19 protein-coding genes are annotated in these 20,150 nt (G+C 71.1%); 14 read left to right on the forward strand and 5 right to left on the reverse strand.

Annotated features, from left to right (window positions below; translation table 11 throughout):
• Nucleotides 1-81 precede the first annotated feature (81 nt).
• The 10 genes from AB0C21_RS13370 to AB0C21_RS13415 all read left to right on the forward strand — a co-directional run bounded on the left by AB0C21_RS13370 (nt 82) and on the right by AB0C21_RS13415 (nt 10,153).
• Complete coding sequence (locus AB0C21_RS13370) at nt 82-885, forward strand: MlaE family ABC transporter permease (RefSeq protein WP_500204260.1); 804 nt, start codon at nt 82-84, stop codon at nt 883-885.
• Nucleotides 885-1,739 carry an MlaE family ABC transporter permease gene (locus AB0C21_RS13375; RefSeq protein WP_149259504.1) on the forward strand — a complete coding sequence of 285 codons (855 nt, stop codon included), beginning with the start codon at nt 885-887 and terminating at the stop codon, nt 1,737-1,739. The genes AB0C21_RS13370 and AB0C21_RS13375 overlap by 1 nt, the downstream gene beginning before the upstream one ends.
• Nucleotides 1,736-2,839, forward strand: coding sequence for an MlaD family protein (locus AB0C21_RS13380; RefSeq protein WP_500204261.1), 1,104 nt, complete (start codon nt 1,736-1,738; stop codon nt 2,837-2,839). The genes AB0C21_RS13375 and AB0C21_RS13380 overlap by 4 nt, the downstream gene beginning before the upstream one ends.
• Nucleotides 2,836-3,915 carry an MCE family protein gene (locus AB0C21_RS13385; RefSeq protein ID WP_500204262.1) on the forward strand — a complete coding sequence of 360 codons (1,080 nt, stop codon included), beginning with the start codon at nt 2,836-2,838 and terminating at the stop codon, nt 3,913-3,915. Before AB0C21_RS13380 ends, AB0C21_RS13385 begins: the two co-directional genes overlap by 4 nt.
• Nucleotides 3,915-4,937, forward strand: a complete 1,023-nt coding sequence (locus tag AB0C21_RS13390; protein ID WP_500204263.1) for an MCE family protein — start codon at nt 3,915-3,917, stop codon at nt 4,935-4,937. Before AB0C21_RS13385 ends, AB0C21_RS13390 begins: the two co-directional genes overlap by 1 nt.
• 65 nt (nt 4,938-5,002) lie before the next feature.
• Nucleotides 5,003-6,022, forward strand: a complete 1,020-nt coding sequence (locus AB0C21_RS13395) for an MCE family protein (protein WP_500204264.1) — start codon at nt 5,003-5,005, stop codon at nt 6,020-6,022.
• Nucleotides 6,022-7,134 carry an MCE family protein gene (locus AB0C21_RS13400; protein WP_500204265.1) on the forward strand — a complete coding sequence of 371 codons (1,113 nt, stop codon included), beginning with the start codon at nt 6,022-6,024 and terminating at the stop codon, nt 7,132-7,134. Before AB0C21_RS13395 ends, AB0C21_RS13400 begins: the two co-directional genes overlap by 1 nt.
• Nucleotides 7,131-8,429 (forward strand): MCE family protein, encoded by a 1,299-nt coding sequence (locus AB0C21_RS13405; RefSeq protein WP_500204266.1) that lies wholly within the window; start codon nt 7,131-7,133, stop codon nt 8,427-8,429. Before AB0C21_RS13400 ends, AB0C21_RS13405 begins: the two co-directional genes overlap by 4 nt.
• A 24-nt stretch (nt 8,430-8,453) precedes the next feature.
• On the forward strand, nt 8,454-9,515 hold the full coding sequence (locus tag AB0C21_RS13410; protein ID WP_500204267.1) for a hypothetical protein: 1,062 nt from the start codon (nt 8,454-8,456) through the stop codon (nt 9,513-9,515).
• 125 nt (nt 9,516-9,640) lie between these two features.
• Entirely contained in the window at nt 9,641-10,153 is a 513-nt protein-coding gene (locus AB0C21_RS13415) for a MarR family winged helix-turn-helix transcriptional regulator (RefSeq protein ID WP_500204268.1), read from the forward strand.
• On the opposite strand, the gene rpsD is transcribed toward AB0C21_RS13415, so the two are convergent.
• Nucleotides 10,150-10,755, reverse strand: a complete 606-nt coding sequence (rpsD, locus tag AB0C21_RS13420; protein WP_500204269.1) for a 30S ribosomal protein S4 — start codon at nt 10,753-10,755, stop codon at nt 10,150-10,152. The genes AB0C21_RS13415 and rpsD overlap by 4 nt on opposite strands.
• Before the next feature lie 65 nt (nt 10,756-10,820).
• Between rpsD and AB0C21_RS13425 the strand changes: the two genes are divergently transcribed.
• Nucleotides 10,821-11,621 carry a DUF2470 domain-containing protein gene (locus AB0C21_RS13425; RefSeq protein ID WP_500204270.1) on the forward strand — a complete coding sequence of 267 codons (801 nt, stop codon included), beginning with the start codon at nt 10,821-10,823 and terminating at the stop codon, nt 11,619-11,621.
• A gap of 326 nt (nt 11,622-11,947) precedes the next feature.
• Nucleotides 11,948-13,129, forward strand: a complete 1,182-nt coding sequence (locus tag AB0C21_RS13430; RefSeq protein WP_500204271.1) for a trans-sulfuration enzyme family protein — start codon at nt 11,948-11,950, stop codon at nt 13,127-13,129.
• 9 nt (nt 13,130-13,138) lie between these two features.
• Here the strand turns inward: AB0C21_RS13430 and AB0C21_RS13435 are convergent, their stop codons facing one another.
• Together AB0C21_RS13435 and AB0C21_RS13440 are read right to left on the reverse strand one after the other, a co-directional pair.
• Nucleotides 13,139-14,296 carry a DUF5925 domain-containing protein gene (locus AB0C21_RS13435; protein WP_308800793.1) on the reverse strand — a complete coding sequence of 386 codons (1,158 nt, stop codon included), beginning with the start codon at nt 14,294-14,296 and terminating at the stop codon, nt 13,139-13,141.
• Between the two features lie 87 nt (nt 14,297-14,383).
• A complete protein-coding gene (locus tag AB0C21_RS13440; RefSeq protein ID WP_500204272.1) occupies nt 14,384-15,169 on the reverse strand; it encodes a lysophospholipid acyltransferase family protein in 786 nt (261 codons plus the stop codon).
• Between the two features lie 133 nt (nt 15,170-15,302).
• Here AB0C21_RS13440 and AB0C21_RS13445 point away from each other — a divergent pair, with 133 nt between their 5' ends.
• Nucleotides 15,303-16,157: a hypothetical protein gene (locus tag AB0C21_RS13445; RefSeq protein ID WP_500204273.1), complete on the forward strand. Its 855-nt coding sequence runs from the start codon at nt 15,303-15,305 to the stop codon at nt 16,155-16,157.
• 233 nt (nt 16,158-16,390) lie between these two features.
• Here the strand turns inward: AB0C21_RS13445 and AB0C21_RS13450 are convergent, their stop codons facing one another.
• Both AB0C21_RS13450 and AB0C21_RS13455 read right to left on the reverse strand, forming a co-directional pair.
• Nucleotides 16,391-17,068: a uracil-DNA glycosylase gene (locus tag AB0C21_RS13450; RefSeq protein ID WP_500204274.1), complete on the reverse strand. Its 678-nt coding sequence runs from the start codon at nt 17,066-17,068 to the stop codon at nt 16,391-16,393.
• 190 nt (nt 17,069-17,258) lie between these two features.
• Entirely contained in the window at nt 17,259-18,560 is a 1,302-nt protein-coding gene (locus AB0C21_RS13455) for an RNA-guided endonuclease InsQ/TnpB family protein (protein ID WP_500204275.1), read from the reverse strand.
• 140 nt (nt 18,561-18,700) lie between these two features.
• On the opposite strand from AB0C21_RS13455, the gene AB0C21_RS13460 reads away from it, so the two are divergent.
• Nucleotides 18,701-20,149, forward strand: coding sequence for a WS/DGAT/MGAT family O-acyltransferase (locus AB0C21_RS13460; protein ID WP_500204276.1), 1,449 nt, complete (start codon nt 18,701-18,703; stop codon nt 20,147-20,149).
• Nucleotide 20,150: the final 1 nt, after the last annotated feature.

Raw genomic sequence — 20,150 nt, forward strand, 5'->3', positions numbered from 1 at the left:
TTCGGATGGGCGCCGACGTCCGAGCACAAAGGAGGCTGGAGTGACCCTTCGCATCCCCGCCCCGGGGGAGGGCACCGGCTGATGGCCCTGAGCCTGAACAAGGCCCCGGACCTGGCACGCAGACGCGTCGGGCGAGCGCTCGACGAGACCGGACTGCTGTGCGTGACCCTTCTCGAAGGGCTGCGCCGCACCTGGGACCTGCGCCAGTGGTGGGGCGAGTTCGTCGAGCAGTGCTGGTTCCTCGCGCGCGTCACCAGCGTCCCCGTGATGCTCATCGCGGTTCCGCTGGGCGCGACGATCTCCCTGCAGGTGGGCGACATCGCCCGGCAGCTCGGCGCCCAGTCGGGCACCGGAGCGCTGCTCACCGCGGCGATGATCCAGCAGGTGGCGCCGCTGGCCGCCGCGCTGCTGGTCTCCGGGGTGGGCGGGTCGGCCATCACCGCCGACATGGGCGCCCGCAACATCCGCGACGAACTCGCGGCGATGGAGGTCATGGGCATCAACCCGATCCACCGCCTGGTCACCCCCAGGCTGTGGGCGGCGAGCATGGTGTCCGGGCTGCTGTGCTCGGTGGTGATCCTGGCGGGCATCGTCGGCGGCTACTACTTCAACGTCATCCAGCAGGGCGTCAGCCCCGGCGCGTTCTTCGACGGAGCCACGGCCCTGCTGCAGTTCTCGGACCTGATGATCACCCTGTTCAAGGCGTGGGTGTTCGGGTTCATCGCCGCCGCCGTCGCCTGCTACATGGGCATGAACTGCGACTTCGGGCCCGTCGGTGTGGGCCGCGCGGTCAACAAGGCGGTGGTCGTCACCTCGATCGTGGTGTTCGCGACGAACTACATCCTCACCATGATCTACCAGGTCCTGTTCCCCCCGAGGTTCTGATGGTCGCCATATCCCCCGTCCGCAAGCTGGGCCGCGCCGTCAGGGGCCGCACCGCGGGCCTCGCCGCGTCGGCCGACCTGCCGGTCTTCCTCGGCAGGGTCCTGTACCACCTGTTCTTCGACATCATCATCCGCCGCAAGTACGGCAAGACCCTCGCCAAGCAGGTCAGCGACATCACCGTCGGCGTCGGCGCGCTCGTCATCGGCGGCGGCATGATCTTCGTGATCGCGACGATGTCGCTCGCCACCGGCGCGATGGTCGGCCTGCAGGGCTACCCGGGCCTGGAGCGCATCGGCGCCGAGGCCTTCACCGGGCTGGTCGCGAGCTACTCCAACGTCCGCGAGGTCACCCCGATCATCGCGGGCGTCGCGCTGGTCGCGCAGGTCGGCACCGGGTTCACCGCCGAGATCGGCGCGATGCGGATCTCCGAGGAGATCGACGCGCTGGAGGTCATGGGCATCAACTCGCTGGCCTACCTGGTGTGCACCAGGGTCGCGGCCGGCGTGATCGCGCTGGTGCCGCTGTACCTGGTCTCGCTCTTCATGGCGTTCTTCGCCACGAGGTTCATCACGATCCAGTACTTCGGCCTGTCACCCGGCATCTACGACTACTACTTCCACCTCTACCTGCCGCCGATCGACGTGTTCTACAGCGTCATCAAGGTCGCGGTGTTCGCCTTCATCATCATGTTCATCCACTGCTACCGCGGCTACTACGCGGCGGGCGGCCCGGTCGGCGTCGGCGTCGCCGCCGGCCGCGCCATCCGGGAGTCGACCATCCTGATGATCCTGATGAACCTGGTCCTGTCGTACATCTTCTGGGGCAACGGCGGCACGGTGAGGCTGACCGGATGAGCGACGAATCACTCTCCAGCCGATCCCGGACGGCCTTCGGGCTGGTCGGCGCCGGCGTCATCGCGGCGGCCGCGGCGTTCGTCGCGGTCGGCTCCACGCCGTCCCACGCGGGCTCCACCTACTACGAGGCGACGTTCGACCGCGCCGGGCAGGGGCTCGACCCGGGCAAGTCCGATGTGAAGGTCCGCGGGATCGCGGTCGGCGCCGTCGACCGCATCAAGCTCGACGGCAACGGCAAGGTCACCGTCCGGCTCCGGGTCGACAAGGGCATAAAGATCGCCGACACGGCGGTCGCGACCGTCGAGCCGGTCTCGGTGTTCGGCCCGAAGGACCTCGCCCTCGACCTCGGCGCGCACGAGCTGAGCGGCCCCTACCTGAAGGACGGCGGGCGGATCTCGAAGACCAACGACCCGCAGGAGCTGTCGGACACGGCCTGGCCCACCTACCGGCTCACGCGGGCGATCAACCCCGACGACGTGGCGACGATCCTGCACACCTTCGGCGCCGGGCTCTCCGGGCAGGGGCCCGCGCTCCGCCGGACGATCGACAACGGCGCGATCGTCGTCGACGCGACCTACAAGGACCGGGCCGCGATCCAGTCGCTGCTGAACGACATCAACGGCCTGTCCGGCACGTTCGAGGCGCGCGGCGACACGATCACCAGGTTCGCCGGGGACTTCAACCAGCTGTCCCGGGTGATCAACGAGCGTCCCGACAAGGTCACCCAGCTGCTGGACCAGTCGGCCAGGCTGGGGCAGACGGTCGGGACCAACCTGGAGCAGCACGGCCGCAACCTCGGCAAGATCATCGACACGGGCGGCCAGGTCGTGCACGTGGTCAACGGGCAGCGCCGCAACGTCCCGGTCCTGATCGACAGCCTGACCGGGTTCTTCGGCCTGCTGGCGCAGGTCATCCGCATCCCCGGGCCGGAGGGCACACTGATCGCCCAGGCGCGCAACGACCTCCCGCTGGACTTCTGCCAGATCTTCATCGACGTCTGCCCGGGCACCCCCAAGGCGACGGCCTTCGACGTACCGCGGCCCGGTGCGGGCGGCAAGCAGGGCCGGCAGGGCGGCGCGGCGACGGGGACGCGGCCGTGAGCCCGCGGATGCGCGGCAAGGCCGCGCGCGGGCCCGAGTACACCACGATCCTGAAGTTCGGGGTGTTCGTGGTGCTGACCGGGCTGCTCACCTTCTACATCGGCCAGCAGATCCTCGGCACGAGCTTCAAGTCCCGCTACCGGCTGTCCGCGACGTTCGACGACGTCACCGGCCTGCTGGAGGGCGACGCCGTGAAGGTCGCGGGCACGCCCGTCGGCCAGGTCGAGAGCATCAAGGTCGTGCGCGGCAAGGCCGTGGTCAAGATGGCCGTCGACAAGGAGGTCCGGCTGCCCGCCGACTCCACCGCGGCGATCCGCTGGCGCAACGTGATGGGCCAGCGGGTCGTCTACCTGGAGCCCGGGTCGAGCCAGGCCAAGCTGGGCAACGGCGACCGCGTCCCGCACACCAGGTCGGTGGTGGACCTCGGCGACATCGTCAACAGCCTCGGCCCGCTCACCCGCAACCTGGACCCGAACCAGCTCAACAAGATCCTCTTCGCCTTCTCCCAGGCGCTGGACGGCAACGAGCAGAGCATCTCGCTGCTGACCCAGAACCTGGACATGCTGCTCCAGACGTTCGCGGCCCGGAAGAAGACGATCAAGGGGATGATCGACGACTACGAGACGGTGAGCGACGCGATCGCCACCCGGGACCGGCAGATCGCCGCCAGCGTCGACAACCTGGAGTCGCTGACCAGGGTCTTCGCGAACAACCGGCGGCTGCTGGAGAACGCGGTCGTGGAGATCTCCGGCGTCACCACCAACCTCAACCAGGTGCTCGGCGGCAACGACGCGCAGCTCGCCCGCATCATCGCCAACCTCGGCAGGTTCAGCGAGACGTTCCGGCTGAACGTCGACCAGCTGGAGAAGATGGTGCAGCAGCTCCCGCTCACGCTCCGGCAGCTGTTCGCGTCCGCGAACGGCGGCCACTTCCTGCGCACCAACGCGCTCTGCCTGAACGTCGTGCAGGGCCCCTGCCCGTTCCCGATGGAGGTCCCGAGGTCGGCCGGCGCGGGCCAGCCGAGCAAGGACGACCTCACCAAGCTCAAGAAGATGCTGCTGGGGGGTGGCGGCTGATGGCGCTGAAATCGCTGCGCGACGTCAACCAGAAGGTCGTCGCCATCGTCACCCTGGCCGCGCTCGGCGCGGCCTGCGTGTTCGCGTTCGCCATCGGCCAGCTGCACCTGCTCGACCGCGGCTACACGATGAGCGGGGAGTTCAGCGACACCGCCGGGCTGAAGAAGGGCCAGGACGTGCGGGTCGCCGGGGTGAAGTCCGGCCGGATCACCTCCGTGGAACCCGACTTCGCCCACGGCAGGGTCATCGTCAGGTGGCACGTGAACGCCGGCATCGACCTCGGCCCGAAGACCAGGGCCGAGATCCAGACGACGACGCTCCTCGGCGGCCGCTACCTGCGGCTCTCCGGTCCGGTCTCCAAGCCCTACATGGCGGACGTGCCGGAGTCGCGGCGGCGGATCCCGCTGGCGCGCACCAGCGTCCCGTTCACCGTGCCGGACGCCCTGGAGGGCGCGCAGAACATCGTCGGCAAGCTCGACCAGCGCAGCGTCGACAAGCTGCTCACCGAGGTCAACAAGATCAAGTCGCCGGGCGCGGTGAAGCTGCGCCGCATCCTGGTCAACATCCAGGAGCTGTCCCGGACGCTGAACGACTCCTACCCGGAGATCCAGCGGCTGATCGAGAACAGCAAGACGATCACCGGCACGCTGGCGGGCAAGGACCAGGAGCTGCGGCAGATCATCGACGCCAGCCAGGTGCTGCTGCAGTCGCTCGTCCGCCGCCGCAACGAGCTCGCCGCGGCGATCGGGCAGGGCAACCGGACCGTCCGGACGCTGTCCAACGTGATCTCCAAGAACCAGAAGGAGCTCGACGGCCTGCTGTCCAACCTGCACCTTCTGACGACGCGGCTCGCGCCCAACATGGACGCGCTGAACACGAACTTCTCGCTGCTCGGCCCGACGTTCCAGCAGGTCGCGAACCTCAGGGGGAACGGCCAGTACGTCGAAGGCGTGCTCACCGGGCTCGGACCGCTGCAGCCGCCCGGTCCGATCTCGTCGCGGCGACCGCAGGGAGGCAACTGATGAGCGGCGTCGGCACGGGGGGACGGCCCCCCGCAGGCCCCGGCGGCGGCCGGGAGAGAGGCCGGGTGAGAGGCGTCGCCGTCGCGCTCGGCCTCGCCATGACCGCCTCGCTCGGCGGCTGCTCGCTCGCCCCGTCCGCGAGCGGCGACCGCACCATGGTGGTGTACGTACCGAAGGCCCGCTCCTTCTACGAGGAGTCGAAGGTCAAGGTGATGGGCGCCGACGTGGGGCTCGTCGACAAGGTCGAGAACCAGGGCGACCGGGTCAAGGTCACGTTCCATCTGCGCCGGGACGTCCCGCTGCCGGAGGGCGTGCAGGCCTCGATCGTCCCGCTGAACCTGATCGGCGAGCGCAACCTCGTCCTGCATCCGGCGTGGAAGCCGGGGCAGCAGAAGGAGACCTCGAACGTCATCCCGATCGAGCGCACCCACGTGCCCGTCGAGGTGGACGACGCGCTCAGCTCCTTCACCAACCTGGCCAACGCGCTCGACCCGACGAAGATGCAGAGCGCGCTCGGCACGGCCGCCGACACGGTGAAGGGCAACGGCGGGGAGTTCAACGCCACCCTGGAGCAGAGCGCCCGGCTCGTCGAGAACGTCGCCGGGCAGGACAAGGAGCTCATCGAGGTCGCGCGGAACCTCGACCGGCTGGCCGGGGTGGTGCGCGGGCGCGAGCAGATCCTCGGCACGATGATCCGCGACTTCGGCACCGCGAGCCAGGTGCTGAGCTCCGAGCGCGGCGAGCTGCAGCAGCTGATCGGCGGCATCCTGGAGCTGGCGAAGAACGGCGACAAGCTGCTGCAGAAGTACAAGGGCAACCTGCCGTACGACTTGGCGGTCCTCACCAGAACGGCCCTGATCCTGAAGGGCAACTCCAAGGAGCTGGCCCAGCTCATCCGCGTGATGCCCGGCATCAGCGGCGCGATCATCGGCGGCTACAACCCGAAGAACAAGTCGCTGCAGATCCGGTTCGCCACGGACGCGTTCCTGCGGACCTGGATCAAGGGGCTGATGAACTCCGACGAGGTCGGATGCCCGCTGCCCGCACCCAACTCCAACTGTCCCTGGCAGAACGGAGGCAACTGATGGGCAGGCCCGTCAACGCCGCGCGGCGGCGCGCGTCCGCCGGCGGCAGGCTGCTGCTGGTGCTCGTCGCGGCCGCGGCCCTGGCCGTCTCCGGTTGCTCGTACAAGACGGCGGGAGCGCCGAAGGGCGACCTGACGCTCACCGCCACGTTCGACGACGCGCAGGGCCTCGTCGCGGGGCACAGCGTGAAGATGTCCGACATCACGATCGGCACCGTCACGAAGGTCGAGCTCGCCGGGTACAAGGCGAAGGCGACGCTGTCCATCGAGGACGACGTCAAGATCCCGCAGGGCACCCGGGCGGAGATCAAGGTGACCTCGCTGCTCGGCGAGAACTACGTGGACCTGCAGATGCCGCCCGGCGCCAGCATGGAGCGCGGCCCGTTCCTCGCCACCGGCGCGGTGCTCACCGACACCAGCGTCCAGCCGGCGTTCGAGCAGGTCGTCGGGCAGGCGGGGCCGCTGATCCAGGCCCTCGCCGGGGACGACGTCGCGACGGTCGTGAACGCGGGCGCCACCGCCCTGGACGGCAACGGCCAGAAGCTGAACAAGACGATCGCGCAGGCGAGCGAGCTGCTCAGGATGTTCGCGGAGCAGCGCCGCGAGCTCGGCGAGTCGGTGGACCGGTTCGCCCGGCTCGGCCGGTCCCTCGCCAAGGGCAGCGACGCCCTCGGCGGGACCCCCGAGCAGCTCGAACGCACCACCCGGATGCTGAACCGGGACAAGCACAAGATCATCGACATGGTCGACAAGCTCACCACGATGGCCCGGCAGCTGAACGACAAGGTGCTGGAGGGGCGCATCCTGCGGTTCCGGGCGCTGCTGCGCGACCTCGACCCCGTCCTCGAGCAGCTCGGCAGCAACCGCAAGCGGCTCACGGACCTGGTGGACGGTCTGGTCGAGTTCAGCTACAAGCTCCCGCTGGCGACCTATGACGGCCAGCTGCTGCTGTACCCGCTCCTGCGGATCGTCTGGCCGGACGGCAGCCCGGTCTTCCCGGGACTGGGCCAGGACCCGCGGAAGAAGCAGAAGACCGCTCGCACGCCCGAGATCCCGAAGCAGCTCCAGGGCGCCCTTCCGGACCTCGAAAAGATCTTGGAGCCGCGCGGATGAACAGACGGCTGACGATCAACCTGGCGGCGTTCGGCGTGCTCGCCGCGGTGATGGTGGTGTGGGCGTTCAACAACGTCGTCCGGTTCGACTTCATCGACCGGCCCTACCACATCACCGCGGAGTTCGAGTCCTCGCCGGGCCTGCACCCGAACTTCGAGGTCGACTACCTCGGCCTGCGGGTCGGCAAGATCGACTCCGTGCGGCTGGCGAAGAACAAGGTCGTCGTCCGGCTGGACATGGACCGCGGCGTCAAGATCCCGCAGGGGGTCACCGCCGCCGCGGCCCGCAAGTCCGCGGTGGGCGAGCCGGTGGTGGAGCTGACCCCGGGCCCCGGCAAGGCCGACGCCCCGCCGATGAAGCCCGGCACCGTCATACCGGTGTCGCAGACGAAGGTCCCGCCGAAGTACGGCGACCTGTTCGGCGCCGTCATCGACACCCTGAAGGCGATCAACCCCGACGACGCCAAGGTGCTCACCCAGGAGCTGGCCGCCGGGTGGGCCGGGCGCGAGGACTCGCTCCGCCAGATCATCAACGGCGGCGACGACCTCACCCAGACGTTCGCGCAGAACACCGAGCTGCTGGACGGGCTGACCAACGACCTCGGCCGCATCACCCACGTGCTGAACGAGAACCGCGGTTCGCTCGGCTCGGGCATCGACGACCTGGCCGCGCTCACCGCCGCGCTCAGCCAGGTGCGGGGCCAGATCGCCGAGCTGCGGGACCGGGGCCCCGGGCTGCTCACCACCGTCAACGACCTGCTCGACAAGACCGAGCCGGACTTCGGCTGCGCCGTGGACATGCTCGGCAATCTGGGCATCAGCAAGTACGACCCCGACTACCTGAACCACCTGCGGCAGACGCTCGCGGCGGCGCCGCCTCTCAAGGTCGTCCTGGACAACGTGATCGGGACCGACCAGGGCAAGCCCGTCCTGAACGTCGTCTTCCAGGTCACGGTGAACAGGCCCGCCACGCTGGAGTACAAGTACCCGCTCGCGCAGCCGCGGGTGAACCAGGTGCCGACCTGCCCGGGCGGCCGCGCCCCGGCGGTGACCAAGCAGAAGCCCTACAAGGCCAAGGACCCGGGCCAGACGATCCCCACCCACGATCCCGCGCTCGACGAGAAGAAGGACCTGCAGGCGAGGAAGGCCGCGAACAACAGCGACTCCTCGGGCGGACCGCCGATCTGGCTGGTGTACGTTCCGCCGATCATCGCCCTGCTGGTGCTGATCAGGGTCATGATGGGCTCTGTGCCCGTGGTGTCCCGGCTTTCCCGACTACGTCGGCGCAAGGACTGATCCCGACCCCGAGGAGTATCCGAAGTGACAGCCAAGACCACAAAGGGCGAGGCCGACGAGGTCGAGGCGGTCCCGGCCGAGGAGGCGCGCGAGGAGACCGAGGCCCGCGAGACCGCGGCCCGCGAGACGGAGGCCGCCGAGAGCGGTGCGGCCGAGTCGGAGGCCGCGGAGCGGACGGCGAAGCCCGCCGCCAGGCGCAAGCGCCGGGTGCGGGTCATCGAGGTCATCGACGACGAGGACCTCGACGAGGTCCTGGAGGCCCTCGACGCCGAGGACGAGGAGGCGGAGGACGAGGCCCCGGCCCGTCCGGCGAAGGCGGCCAAGCCGGCGGCCAAGGCCGCTGCCGAGGCCCCCGCCAAGCCCGCCGCCAAGCCCAAGCCGCGTCCGAGCCGTCTCGAGCCTCCGGAGGACGAGGCCGAGGAGGAGGCGCCGAAGAAGGCCTCGGCCGGCACGACCGCCGCCGCGTCCGCGGAGGACCGACCGGGGGTCTTCGGCCTCAGCATGGTGCAGGCGGTCGTGGTGGTGGTCGTGGTCGCGCTGCTGGCGAGCCTGGCGATCTGGCAGTGGACGAGCGCCAGTTCCCTGTCGTCCGAGCAGGACGACAGGGAGGCCGTGAGCAAGGTCGCCTCGGCCTACGGCGACGTCGCCTACAACTACAACGCCTCGAACTACCAGGCGGTGACCGCCAAGGCGCAGAAGCTGCTGGCCGGCGACCTGCTGGAGGAGTACAAGAAGAACACGGTGCCGACCGTGGCCGGCGCCTTCCAGGCCGATCCCACGGTGGTGCTGACCTCCAAGACCAACCAGGTCTTCGTGGGCAGCGTCGACGAGCGGTTCGCCACGGCGGTGATCACGATGGACATCTCGCTGAAGACCAAGGACGGCGCGGTCAACCAGCCCGCGACGCTGCTCCGGCTCGCCCTCGCCAAGATCGACGGGAACTGGAGGATCACCCGGCAGTACCCGTCGGGCGTCAACGACGAGAACAAGAACCAGCAGCAGAACCAGAACCAGCTGCCGGCCGTCCCGGGCGGGGGCGCGTCGAAGTCGCCGAAGGCGGAGAAGAGCGACAAGCCGAAGAACTGAGTCCGCCCGTGAAGAGCTGAGACGGCGCAGGGCGCCCCGCACGGAAGCCGTGCGGGGCGCTCGCGCGTTATGCCGATGACGGTGTTCCGCGGATGACGGGGCCGCGGGAGCGAGGCGGGGGCATCATGGCGACCGTGACGGAGCACGACGGACCGGGCACGACCGTCCCGGACGAGCTGGTGCACGAGTTCGGCGCGCTGCTCGGCGCGGCGTCGGTGCTGGAGCGGATCGCGGGCCGCGAACTGGAGCGCCGCTGCGGCATCCGGCACGCGGTCTTCGAGGTGCTGCTGAGGCTGTCCGGCGCGGGCGGGGACTGCGCGGGTGAGGACGGCGCGGTGTCGATGGGCGGGCTGGCCGGCGAGCTGATCCTGACCAGCGGCGGCATGACCCGCATCATCGACCGGATGGAGGAGGCCGGGCTCGTCCGCCGCGAGCCGGCGCCCGGCGACCGGCGCCGCCAGCTGGTCGGGCTCACCCCTGCCGGGCGGGCGAAGCTGGACGAGGCCCTTGCCGTGCACGCCGAGACGCTGCGCCGGCACTTCGCCGGCCCGCTCGCCGAGGAGCAGCGCCGCGTCCTCGTGGACGCCCTGCGCGTCCTGCGCACGACCGCCCGCGAGGAACTCGGCGACCTGCGCTAGCGGGAGTAGTGCTCGACGACGAGCTGCTCGTCGCAGATGACGGGGATCTCGGCGCGCTCGGGCAGCCGGACGAGCCGGGCGGCGAGCGCGTCGTGCCGGACCTCCAGGTAGGGCGGGACCTCGGCGGCGTGCCCGCCGGCCGCCGCGACCTGGAAGGGCGCCATCGCGCGGCTCCGCTCGGCGACCGTGACGACGTCGCCGGGCCGCAGCCGGTAGGACGGGCGGTCCACGCGGCGCCCGTTCACCAGCACGTGGCGGTGCACGACGAACTGGCGGGCCTGGTAGATCGTCCGGGCGAAGCCGGCGCGCAGGACGAGCGCGTCCAGCCGGCATTCGAGGTCGGCCAGGAGTGCCTCGCCGGTCTTGCCGCCCGTCCGGGCGGCCTTGTCGAAGGCGTTGCGGAGCTGCGCCTCGCGGATGTCGTACTGCGCGCGGAGCCGCTGCTTCTCGCGGAGCCGGACCTTGTAGTCGCTCTCCTGCTTGCGGGCGCGGCCGTGCACGCCGGGCGGGTACGGGCGGGCCTCGAAGTACTTCACGCTCTTCGGCGTCAGCGGGATGCCGAGGGCCCGCGAGAGCCGCACCTTGGGACGGGGGTTGTTCATCACGCTCCTTGATGGTTAGGTAAACCTAAGTTAGGCAAGCCTAACTTCAACGTCAAGGAGGCACGGTGCCGCGAGCGGAGTCCACGCAGCCCACCCAGTCCATGCAGAGCACGCAGGGCCCGACGGCGGCGGAGCGCGCGCGGACCCTCGCCTACGGCCTCGCGGACGGCGTGCTCGTCGCACCGGGCGTCTCCAGCGCGCCCGTCCCGGCGCACGCGACCGACCGGGACGGCAGGCCGCTGCTTCTCGTCCGGGCGGACGCGCCGGTCCTCGCGGCCCTGGCCGGCGAGGAGGACGTGCCCGCCACGCTGCGGATCTCGGACGTCGCGCCGGTGCCGCTGCCGGACCGCGTCCGGGGCCGGGCCTGGCTGCACGGCTGGGTGACCGAGGTCCCCGACGGCGAACTGCGCGCCGCCGCGCTGCGCCTGTCGCGCGCGCACCCGCGTCCCGAACTGCTCGACCTCGGCGCCGAGCGGGGCGGCCGGCGCGAGTGGACGGTCCTCGCCCTGGAGGTCGCCCAGGTCGAGGTCGCCGACGCGTGGGGGAGCGCGCTCCTGGAGCCCGAGGAGTACGCGGCCGCCGCGCCGGACCCGTTCGTCGCCGTCGAGGCGGGCATACTGACGCACCTGGACTCCGCCCACCGGGCCGAGCTGCCGCGGCTGCTGCCGGAGTCGGCCCCGTCCGGGCCGGTCCGGCCGCTCGGGCTCGACCGGTACGGCATGTGGCTGCGCTGCGCGGCGCCGCCGGACGCGCCGCCGAGTGCGCGGGGGCCGGTCGACGTGCGGCTCGCGTTCGCGGAGCCTGTCAGTGATCTCCACGGTCTGCGGCAGGTGTACCGGCGGCTGTTCGCCCGGGCGACCCCGTAGTTCGCGGGCGGCGGGTACGGGTTCCGGCCCCGGAATACCGGTGATCCCACGGATGGTGGGAGGGGCCCCCGCCGGGTGATGATCGGGTCTCCGGCCGAGGGGCTCCGCTCCCCGTCCGGACGACCCCGACCACCGGTCCGCCCTCGCGGGGTGGGCGGGCCGGTGGCGGGACCGTACCGGCCGGCGAGGGACGCGGCGCCTTCGGCCGGGCCGGTGGTCCGGCTCCGTGCGAGCGCGATCGGGGAGCTCGGAACGGGGGCGCGGTCCGGGCCACTGGTCGCGATTGGCCGTTTCCGCCGCGCCGATCCCGGCGCAGGCTTGAGGACATGACCGGACACCACCCGCAGACCCGAGCCGTCCACCCGCCCGTGATCGTCCCCGAGGGCAGCCGCCCGCTCGGCGTGCCGCTCTACCAGGGCCACCTGTTCTCCTTCGACGCCGCCGACGAGCTGGCCGCCGCGTTCCAGGGCCCGGACGAGGCGTTCTTCTACGCCCGCATGGGCAACCCGACCGTCCGCGCGCTGGAACACGCCCTCACCGAACTGGAAGGCGGATCGGGCACGCTCGCCACCGCGTCCGGCATGGGCGCGGTCAACGCCGTCCTGATGGGGCTGCTGCGCAGCGGCGACCACGTCATCGCGCAGGCCGCCCTCTACGGCGGAACCCACACGCTGCTCAAGGACCTCGCCGCGCGGTGGGGCGTCGAGGTGACGTTCGTCTCGGGCGACGACCCGGCCGAGGTGCGCGACGCGCTGCGCGACACGACGAGGGTCCTCTACCTGGAGACGGTCGCCAACCCCACCACCCACGTGACGGACCTGCCCGCGTTCACCGAGGCCGTCCGCGGGACGGGCGTGCTGACCGTCGTCGACAACACCTTCGTCCCGCTCCTGTGCAGGCCCATCGAGCACGGGGTCGACATCGTCGTCCACTCGACCACGAAGTACCTCGGCGGCCACGGCGACACCATCGGCGGCGCCGCCGTCTTCGCCGACAAGGCCGTCCACCAGCGCGTCTGGGAGCACGCCGTCGAGCTGGGCTCCACCCCCGACCCGTTCGCCTCCTGGCTGACCGTCCGGGGCCTCGCCACGATGCCGCTGCGCGTCGCCAGGCAGAGCGCGTCGGCCCTCGACCTCGCCCGGCGCCTGGCCGGCCACCCGTCCGTCGCCCGCGTCCACTACCCGGGGCTGGAGGACCACCCGCAGCACGACATCGCCCGGCGGCTGCTGCCGGACGGCGCCGGCGGCGTCCTCGCGTTCGAGCCGCACGGCGGCCGGGACGCGGGCCGGACGTTCTCCGAGGCCGTCGAGCTCGTATCGCTCGGGCCGTCGCTCGGCGACATCGCGACCCTGGTCATGCACCCGGCCAGCACGTCGCACCGGCAGCTCGACGCCGCGTCCCTCGCCGCGGCCGGCATCGGCGAGGGAACGGTGCGCCTGTCGGTGGGCCTCGAACACCCCGACGACCTCTGGGCCGACATCGACCAGGCCCTTCGGAAGGCGACCTGACCGGAGGGCCTAGAGGTAGAAGCCCGTGTCGGTGGCGGGAGCGTCCTGACCCTCGGGGCGCTTCTCGCCCTTGCGGAGCGCGGCGAGCTCCGCGAGCGTCGCGCCGTCGGCGCCGATCTCCGCGGCGGGGACGTCCGAGCCGTCCAGCCAGGAGAGCGACTCCGCGCGGGTGAGCCGGCCCACCTCGATCTGCGCGAGGCAGCGGCCGGGACGGACCACCGCCGGGTGCAGCATGGCGAGGTCCTCGTTGGTGGTGATGGCCACCAGCACGTCCCGGCCCTGGCCGAGCATGCCGTCGGTGAGGTTCAGCAGCCGCGACAGGCCCTGGCCCGTCGACTGCTTGGCCTCGCCGCGGATCAGCTCGTCGCAGTCCTCCAGGATGAGCAGCCGCCAGCGGCGGTTCTCGTCCTCGTCGTCGCCGACCGCGACCTCCATCAGGTAGCTGGGCGTGCCGAACAGCGCCTCGGGGTCGAGGACGCAGTCGGACTGGCACCAGCCGTTCCAGGCGCGGGCGAGGGCGCGCAGCGCGGTCGTCTTGCCGGTGCCGGGCGGGCCGTGCAGGAGCAGCAGCCGTCCGGAGACCTCCTCGCGGGTGAGCTTCATCACCGAGTCGAGCGCCTCGGCGACCGGCGCGGTGTAGTTGCGCCGGATGTCCTCCCACGCGTCGGCGGTGATGGCGCGCTCGCTGCGCACGGGGCCGTGCGCCCCCATGTGCCAGAAGCCCATCTCGACGCTGGTCTCGTCCACCTTCGGCGGCTCGGTCGCGTCCTTCACCGACGCCTCGAGGACGGTCTCGGCGAGCTCGTCGGTCACGGCGGACACCGCGACGTAGGCGACGCCGCTCTTCCACCGGTTGGTGAGCAGCGTCCAGCCGTCGCCCTCGGCGAGCACCGACTCCTTGCCCTTCTCGTGCGCGACCCGCACGAGCCTGGCGTCGTCCGGGCGCAGCGGCGCCTCCGCGCGGACGTTCTCCAGCCGCGTCGAGCGCGACCACGGCTGCTCCCCGGACGCGAACGGGCGCAGCGACAGCACGTCCATCACGTCGGCGGGCGAGTTGTTGTCGGACAGGTTGAAGACCACGGGCAGCGCGGGCTCCGGCGCGTCGGCGCCCTCCAGCGGCTCGATCAGATGCAGGACCTCCTGCGGCCTCTCCTGCGACATGGTCATGGCAACGATGATCACGCCCGGCGGCGCGCCGCGTCCACCGATTTAGCCGGGCGCGCCGCGTCGACGTACGTCAGGAACCGGCGCGGTTCAGGAGTCGCCGCCCTCCTTGGCCTCGCGCTCCGCGCGGGCGGCCTTGCGCGCCTCGGCCTCCTCCAGGTCGAGCTTCTCGGCCTCCTCCGGCGTCGGCGCCGTGCCGCCGAGGTAGGCGGGCTGCCACCACGTCTCGTCCGAGGCCGGGACCTCGGGGTACTCGCGCTGCGCACGCTCCAGCAGCTCCGACATCCGGGCCTGCAGATCCCGGGTGACCTGCTCGTAGTCGTCGCCGCGCTTGGGGTACATCGGCTCGCCGACGAGGATCGTCACCGGCACGTTGCGCTGGAGGAGCCGGCGCTTGCGGCCTTTGGTCCACATGCGCTGCGGGCCCCAGAGCGCGACCGGGATGAGCGGGGTCTTGGACGCCACCGCCATCCGCACCGCGCCGCTCTTGATGTCCTTCACCGTGAACGAGCGGCTGATAGTCGCCTCGGCGAACACCCCGACGATCTCGCCGCTCCGCAGCGCCTTGAGCGCCGCCGCGTACGAGGAGGCGCCCGCGTTGCGGTCCACCGGGATGTGGTGCATGCCGCGCATCAGCGGCCCGGCGATCCGGTTGTCGAAGATCTCCTTCTTCGCCATGAACCGCACCAGCCGGCCCTTGGGGTGGGCGGCGAGGCCGGCGAAGATGAAGTCGAGGTAGCTGACGTGGTTGCTGACGAGCACCGCCCCACCGGTGCTGGGGATCTGGTCGGTCCCCTCCAGACGGACTCTGATGTTCAGAGCCTTGAACACGCCGAGAGCCGTCTTGATCACCGGTGGGTAAACGAGTTCGCGCATGTAGGCACCGTACTTGAGCAACTCCTGATCAGCGAGTGCGAGGCGGGGATCGGGATGCATCGCACAACCGGGCCCAACTCTGAGAAGGTGGTGTACGACGTGATCCGCCGAAGGCTGAGGGAGGATGAGCCCCATGGAACCGTTGGACGCGGCGGCGGACGTGCACGCGCTCATCCGCGACGTGCTGCCCGCCCTGGCGCCCAGCGCCTGGTTCGATCCCGGCACCTCCGAGGTGGTGCTGCCCGTGGGCCGGTCGGAGGCGCGCGCCTCCAGCTGGACGGTGCTGGAGCGCTGCGCCCGCGAGCCGCGCTCGGCGTGGCCGAAGGTGGTGGACGAGTGGGTCCGCGAGGTCGGCGACCGCGCGTTCCTCGCCGTCGGTGAGATGGAGCTGTTCGGCGACGTCCGGGAGCTGCTGCGCCTGCGCATCGTGCCGAAGCTCGACCCCCGCGACCGCGAGGGCCTCGTCGTCGTCCCCGCCGGCGACCACTTCGACGCCATGGTGATGATCGAGCACCCCCGCTACGGCGGCCCCCTCACCAAGGCCCGCGCGGGCCTGCTCGGCCTGCACAAGCTCGGCTACGTGATGACGAACACCCACGACCGCGAGCTGGCCGACGTGTCCGTCCACGACCAGCCGCTCCTGCCCGGCCGCAACGTCCGCGTCGTCGGCAAGCCGGGCAGCCGCTACGTGTCGGCGCTGCTCAGCGAGGTCCACCAGTTCGTGCCGTGGCCGAACGAGCACGGCGCCCTGGTCGGGGTCCCCTGCCACAGCACGCTGCTGCTGTACCCGATCACCTCCACGGCCGTCCGCGAGGTGCTGCCCGTCTTCGCCGACGTCGTCCGCGAGATGCACGCCGCCGCCGACGACCCCTGCGCCCCCGGCGTCTACTGGAGCCACGGCGAACGCCGCCTCACCCCCCTCTCCCCGGACGCAGCAGGCGGCGCTGGCGAATTCGCCCTCTTCCTCCGCAAACTCCCCGAAGAGTGAGGGCGGCCCCCGCTCTTGGGCCGTGCCACCAGAAACACTCTTGGAGTGGACCTGAGCCGGGGCGCGGGTCGGGCGGCCGGAAGGCGCTCTAGGCGCCTGGAGGTCGCACGACCCGCCGAGCCGGGCGACCGTAGCGCCACGACACAAACCCGCACGGGCACAACACACCGGAACCGTGGCGTGAGGATCGCCCGGCTCGCAACGGGGGATTCCAGGGGGGCGCTACCCCTGGGTCAGCACAGCTTCCAGTCGACGGGGGGTGCGCCTTGCTGTTCGAGCAGGTGGTTGGCTCGGGAGAAGGGGCGGGAGCCGAAGAAGCCCCGGTCGGCCGACATGGGGCTCGGGTGGGGTGACTCGATGCAGGGGACGTTGCCGAGCAGCGGCTTGAGGTTGCGGGCGTCGCGGCCCCACAGGATGGCGACGAGGGGGCGGTTCCGGGCGGCGAGGGCGCGGATGGCCTGCTCGGTGACCTCCTCCCAGCCCTTGTTGCGGTGCGAGCCGGGCGTGCCCGGCATGACGGTCAGCGACCTGTTGAGCAGGCAGACGCCCTGCTCCGTCCAGGGGGTGAGGTCGCCGTTGGACGGCTGCGGGTGGCCGAGGTCGTCGCAGTACTCGCGGAAGATGTTGATCAGGCTGCCGGGCAGCGGCCGGACGTCCGGGGCGACCGAGAAGCTGAGGCCCACCGGGTGCCCGGGCGTCGGGTAGGGGTCCTGCCCCATGATGAGGACGCGCACGTCGTCGAACGGCTGGGTGAAGGCGCGCAGGATGTGGTTTCCCGCGGGGAGGTAGCGCCGGCCGGCGGCGACCTCGGCGCGCAGCCAGTCGCCGGCAGCGGCGATCGTCCCGGCGACCGGGGCCAGCGCGGTCGCCCAACCCGCTTCTACGATCTCCGAGAGTGGTCGTCCCGTCATGGCCCACCACCCTAGTGCGATGATCTTGAGTGATCTCGGGCCCGGCGAAAGTTCGCCCCTGTGATCTGCATTGTGAAGTTTTCTGACCACATGAGGTCGGGTAGCGGGCAAATGTTCTCCAGCGCATCGGAAAGTGGGCGATGAACTGGGTGAAACGTCCCGTTAAGTCGCTGTTACTTCATGGCGGCCTTCATTGACCTACGGCCGTCGAGCGCATAACTCCTAGAGAGGTAAGGACGGGCGCAGGACGAGCGGACGGACGAACGCTTGACTTCGTCTCCCGCTTGAAGGCGGGGGTTCCAGCGGTCGCCCGCTGGGTTTCCTGCTTCATCGACGAGTGCCCCGTCCGGGAGGTGTCCCGTTGAGGTCTTACACCGTCTCCACAGGCGGATGCCGCCAGCCCGGCGGCCAGGATGTTGCGCGCGGCGTTCACGTCGCGGTCATGCACCGCGCCGCACTCGCACGTCCATGTGCGGACGTTCAGCGGCAGCTTGGCGCGGGTCGTGCCGCAGGTTGCGCACAGTCTGGTGGAGGGGAACCAGCGGTCGATCACGATCAGGTCGCGGCCGTACCAGGCGCACTTGTACTCCAGCATCGAGCGCAGCTCCGCCCACGCGGCGTCGGAGATGGCGCGTGCGAGGTTGTGGTTCTTGAGCATGTTGCCGACGGCGAGGTCTTCGATCACGACCGTTTGGTTCTCACGGACGAGACGGGTCGACAGCTTGCGCAGCAAATCGCGGCGCCGGTCGGCGATCCGCGCGTGCACCCGGGCCACCTTGCGGCGGGCCTTGTCCCGGTTCGCCGAACCGGGAGCCTTGCGCGACAGGTTCCGCTGCGCCTTGGCCAAGCGCGCGCGGTCACGCCGCTCATGGCGGGGGTTGGCGACCTTCTCTCCGGTGGACAGGGCGACCAGGGAGGTGATCCCGGCGTCGATCCCGACCGCGTTCTCCGTGGCCGGGGCGGCAGGGATGGCGTCCTGGCACAGTATCGAGACGAACCACCGGCCCGCGCTGTCGCGCGACACCGTCACCGTGCTCGGTTCCGCGCCCTCGGGCAGCGGACGCGACCAGCGGATGTCCAGCGGCGTCGTCATCTTGGCCAGCGTGAGGTGCCCGTCGCGCCAGGTGAAGGCGCTGCGGGTGTACTCGGCCGACGCACGCGACCGCTTGCGCGACTTGAACCGCGGATAGGCGGCCCGCTTGGCGAAGAAATTGGCGAACGCCGTCTGCAGATGCCGCAGCGCCTGCTGGAGCGGCACGCACGACACCTCCGACAGGAACGCCAGTTCCGCGGTCTTCTTCCATTCGGTCAGCGCGGCCGACGACTGCGCATAGGAGACACGGCGCCTCTCGTCGTTCCAGGCCCGGGTGCGTTCTTCAAGCGCCTTGTTGTACACCAGACGCGCGCAACCGAACGTGCGCGACAGCTCGGCCGCCTGCCCGCTCGTGGGGTAGAAGCGGTACTTGAACGCCCGCCTGACCTGCCGCGTCATGGCCCGCAACCTATCGGCTCAAGTGTGCGCGCGGACCCCGAACCGCCCAGGAGTCGCTTCGTCTTTCTTCGCCCTGCTCGGCAGGGGCTTCGTGTCCTGCCCGGCCTGAAGGCCGGAGTGTCAAACCTTACGGAGAACCGATGACCCAGCTGACCACCGTGGACGCCACCTTCCTCCATGCCGAGAACGCCACCACGCACGCCCACATCGCAGGGCTCGGCATCGTCGACCCCGGGACGTGCCCCGGCGGCCGGCTGACCGTCCCGCACGTCGCCGAGCTGATCCGCAGCCGCGCGCACCTCGCGGCCCGGCCGCTGCGGCAGCGCCTCGTCCAGGTGCCGCTCGGCCTCGACCACCCGTACTGGGAGGACGACCCCGACTTCGAGCCCGAGCGGCACATCTCCGAGTTCGGGCTGCCGGAGCCCGGCTCCGAGCGGCAGCTCTTCAACCTGGTCGCGATGCTGCACGAGCAGCCGCTCGACCGGTCGCGCCCGCTGTGGGAGATGGTCCTCATCCAGGGCCTAGCCGGCGGCCGGACGGCCGTCTACGTGAAGGTGCACCACGCGGCCATCGACGGCGTGATGGCCGCCGAGACGCTCGCCGCGCTGCTCGACCTGACGCCCGAGCCCCGCGACCTGCCCGCCGACGAGACCGTCCCCGCCCGCGCGCCCGGGATGGCGAGCATGCTCGGCACCGGACTGCTGAGGACCGCGCTGCACCCGGTGCGCTCGGCGATCTCGGCGGCGCGCACCGTCCCCTACCTGGGCGACGTCCCGGGCATCTCGGCCATTCCGGGGGTCGGGCTCATGTCGTCGGTGACGCGGGGCGCGCTGCGCCGCCCGGAGCTGCCGAAGGCGCCGCGGGTGACCGCGCCGCCGACGCCCTTCAACCACCCGATCGGACGGCGCCGCGCCGTCGCGTGCGGGGAGCTGCCGCTCGCCGACATCAAGGAGATCCGGCGCGCCCTCGGCGGCAGCGTCAACGACGTCGTCATGGCGCTGTGCGCGACGGCGCTGCGGCAGTGGCTCGACAAGCGCGGCGAGCTGCCCGAGCGCCCGCTGGTCGCGGCGGTCCCGGTGTCCATGCGGCGGGGCGCGAACGCGGCCGTGCAGCCGGGCAACCAGGTGTCGATCATGACGGCGCCGCTCGCCACGCACGTCCCCGACCCCGCCGACCGCTACGCCGCCGTCCGGAGCGACATGGACGTCGCGAAGCGGCGGTTCACCGGGTCGTCGGGCGACTGGGTGCGGGAGATGAGCGGGCTGCTCCCGGCGCCCTTCGCCGCGGCGGTCACGCGGCTCGCGATGCAGGCCGTGCCGGCGGTGTCGCTGCGGCCGGTCAACCTCGTCATCTCGAACGTCCCGGGCCCGCAGTTCCCGCTCTACCTGTGCGGGGCGAAGGTGCTCGGCTACTACCCGATCTCGGTCATCACCGACGTCAGCGGCGGCCTCAACATCACGGTGTTCTCCTACGACGGGAAGGTGGACGTCGGCATCGTCGCCTGCCGCGACCTCGTCCCCGACCCGTCCGAGATCATCGACCACCTGGTGGACGCGCTGGACGAACTGCGCTCGCTCAGCCGCGAGTGAG

The sequence above is a fragment of the Spirillospora sp. NPDC049024 genome, assembly GCF_040649235.1.
Classification (GTDB): Bacteria; Actinomycetota; Actinomycetes; order Streptosporangiales; family Streptosporangiaceae; genus Spirillospora.

Excerpts from the sequence above, each read along its gene's own strand:
- AB0C21_RS13380 (WP_500204261.1), top strand. The coding sequence starts at position 1,736 with ATGAGCGACGAATCACTCTCCAGCCGATCCCGGACGGCCTTCGGGCTG.
- AB0C21_RS13445 (WP_500204273.1), top strand. The coding sequence starts at position 15,303 with ATGGAACCGTTGGACGCGGCGGCGGACGTGCACGCGCTCATCCGCGAC.
- AB0C21_RS13460 (WP_500204276.1), top strand. The coding sequence starts at position 18,701 with ATGACCCAGCTGACCACCGTGGACGCCACCTTCCTCCATGCCGAGAAC.
- AB0C21_RS13450 (WP_500204274.1), bottom strand. The coding sequence starts at position 17,068 with ATGACGGGACGACCACTCTCGGAGATCGTAGAAGCGGGTTGGGCGACC.
- AB0C21_RS13430 (WP_500204271.1), top strand. The coding sequence starts at position 11,948 with ATGACCGGACACCACCCGCAGACCCGAGCCGTCCACCCGCCCGTGATC.
- AB0C21_RS13435 (WP_308800793.1), bottom strand. The coding sequence starts at position 14,296 with ATGACCATGTCGCAGGAGAGGCCGCAGGAGGTCCTGCATCTGATCGAG.
- AB0C21_RS13440 (WP_500204272.1), bottom strand. The coding sequence starts at position 15,169 with ATGCGCGAACTCGTTTACCCACCGGTGATCAAGACGGCTCTCGGCGTG.
- AB0C21_RS13405 (WP_500204266.1), top strand. The coding sequence starts at position 7,131 with ATGAACAGACGGCTGACGATCAACCTGGCGGCGTTCGGCGTGCTCGCC.
- AB0C21_RS13415 (WP_500204268.1), top strand. The coding sequence starts at position 9,641 with ATGGCGACCGTGACGGAGCACGACGGACCGGGCACGACCGTCCCGGAC.
- AB0C21_RS13400 (WP_500204265.1), top strand. The coding sequence starts at position 6,022 with ATGGGCAGGCCCGTCAACGCCGCGCGGCGGCGCGCGTCCGCCGGCGGC.
- AB0C21_RS13390 (WP_500204263.1), top strand. The coding sequence starts at position 3,915 with ATGGCGCTGAAATCGCTGCGCGACGTCAACCAGAAGGTCGTCGCCATC.
- rpsD (WP_500204269.1), bottom strand. The coding sequence starts at position 10,755 with ATGAACAACCCCCGTCCCAAGGTGCGGCTCTCGCGGGCCCTCGGCATC.
- AB0C21_RS13375 (WP_149259504.1), top strand. The coding sequence starts at position 885 with ATGGTCGCCATATCCCCCGTCCGCAAGCTGGGCCGCGCCGTCAGGGGC.
- AB0C21_RS13370 (WP_500204260.1), top strand. The coding sequence starts at position 82 with ATGGCCCTGAGCCTGAACAAGGCCCCGGACCTGGCACGCAGACGCGTC.
- AB0C21_RS13455 (WP_500204275.1), bottom strand. The coding sequence starts at position 18,560 with ATGACGCGGCAGGTCAGGCGGGCGTTCAAGTACCGCTTCTACCCCACG.